The sequence below is a fragment of the Paenibacillus medicaginis genome (assembly GCF_042138635.1).
In the GTDB taxonomy this organism is placed as follows: domain Bacteria; phylum Bacillota; class Bacilli; order Paenibacillales; family Paenibacillaceae; genus Paenibacillus; species Paenibacillus medicaginis.
On record NZ_JBHIRY010000071.1, the window covers coordinates 1 to 1,954 of the forward strand.

The 1,954-nt window shown below is 51.5% G+C and carries 1 protein-coding gene; it reads left to right on the plus strand.

Annotation, left to right across the window (positions count from 1 at the left end):
• The first annotated feature begins 537 nt into the window (after positions 1-537).
• Entirely contained in the window at positions 538-1,851 is a 1,314-nt protein-coding gene (gene ltrA, locus ACE5LO_RS27650) for a group II intron reverse transcriptase/maturase (RefSeq protein ID WP_375523123.1), read from the plus strand.
• The last annotated feature ends 103 nt before the right edge of the window (positions 1,852-1,954 follow it).

Below are 1,954 nucleotides of genomic sequence, written 5' to 3' on the forward strand. Positions count from 1 at the left end.
TAGCGCGCCTAGTCAAGCTAGGCACAACTTGCCGGTGCAAGTCCGGCCGGGGTAAGGACCAAGCCGCCCTGTAGCTAGCAGGCAGACGGCGGCGAAATCCGACGGCTGAAGCCCTGTGAAAAGTTCTCCCTAAGGAGAATGAAGCAACCTTGCAGGCCGTAACATCAAGTGAATCCTGCCGCATCGTTAACGTTAACCCAAATGGGACAAGAGGAAGCCGAGCCGCGTATGATTCGGCGAAGGCCAAGGAACGTGTGAAGAACTTGGAGAAGCAGCACGGAAGAATCCTCCGGTGTAGAGGGATCGGCATGCAAGGACAGTTATGCCTGGAACTAGGGAGACCCTCCCCTGCACGATGGAAAAAAAATCGTAAAGAGCAGACCTATAAGCCCCTGAAGGCGAAATGGCGAGCTGCAGGAAGGGAGTCGGAGGGGGCCGTACTACCGATGAAGCGAGGACAACATAACCTCGTGGAGGGAAGGGCGTCGAAAGACCATACCCCACTTCGTTCACGGGTACATGAGGAGGTAAGAGCGAGTGAATGCAGGAATGCCTGCTAACTACACCAAAGCAAAAGTTCGACAACTCCAAACGACCCTCTACCTTGCGTCTAAGGTGAACACCAAGCGGCGCTTTCACGCGCTGTACGACAAAGTGTACCGGGAAGATGTGATGCGAATGGCATGGATTCGGGTCAAAGCCAACGGCGGAAGCGCCGGGGTTGACCAAGAAACCATCGACTACATCGTACAGGAATATGGAGAAGACAGGCTGATTGAGGAATGCCGGTCAGCACTCATGCAGAAAACCTACCAGGCAAGACCGGTACGTCGACATGAGATTCCGAAAGGGGATGGAAAAGTTCGTCCCCTGGGCATTCCCACCGTGCGGGACCGAGTCATACAAATGGCAACGAAGATCGTCATTGAACCGATCTTCGAAGCGGACTTCAGGGACAACTCGTTTGGGTTTCGTCCCAAGCGAAGTATACATGATGCGATCAATCGCATACATGAGGCGGTAAGAAGTGAGAAGGTGAATTGGGTGGTCGACGTCGACATCCAAGGCTACTTCGATAACATCCCGCACGACAAGCTGATGCAAATGGTGAAACAACGCATAGGTGATCGCCGCATTCTGAAATTGATCCTGATGTGGCTGAAGGCAGGCGTAATGAAAGAGGGAGAACGGTTCGATACGACTCTCGGAAGCCCGCAAGGCGGCGTCATTTCACCATTGCTTGCGAATGTGTACCTCCACTACTTGGATACGATCTGGGCCAAGAAATTCGCGCACATCGGCACGATTGTCCGCTATGCGGACGACCTAGTGATCCTTTGTCGATACAAAGCGCAAGCAGTGGAAGCGATACAAGTACTTAAAGTGGTATTTCAGAAACTGGAGTTGACGATGAATACGAGCAAATCGAAGCTCGTCAACCTATGGGAAGGGAAGGAAGGATTCGACTTTCTTGGACATACCCATCGGCGAATGCCGTACTGGGGAAAGAACGGAAGAATCCTTTACTACTTTCGAAGTTGCCCTTCCAGAAAAGCGATGAAGAAGATGCGAGATAAGGTTAAAGAAGCTTTTAAGCAAAGGGGCATATTGCAATGGTCACTAGATGACATGATCAAGCACATGAACCCGAAAATCCAGGGATGGAAGAACGCCTATGCAAAATGCGACCCATGGACAGCTAATCGTTTCTTGGCAAAAGTGGATTGGTACATCCGAAGACGCTTCAGCTTATGGTGGAATCGGAAGCACAAAAAGCGAAAAGCCAGTCAGGCCAACCTATTTGCGCTTCTTCCTAAGGCAGGTCTGAAATCCGTTACGACTTGGGGTTAGCCGTACTGTCCAAGGTGAAGAACGTCGGAAAGCCGTATGCGGGAAAACCGCACGTACGGTTTGATGAGGAGGGGTTGGCAAACCCAGCCCTTTACTCTACCAA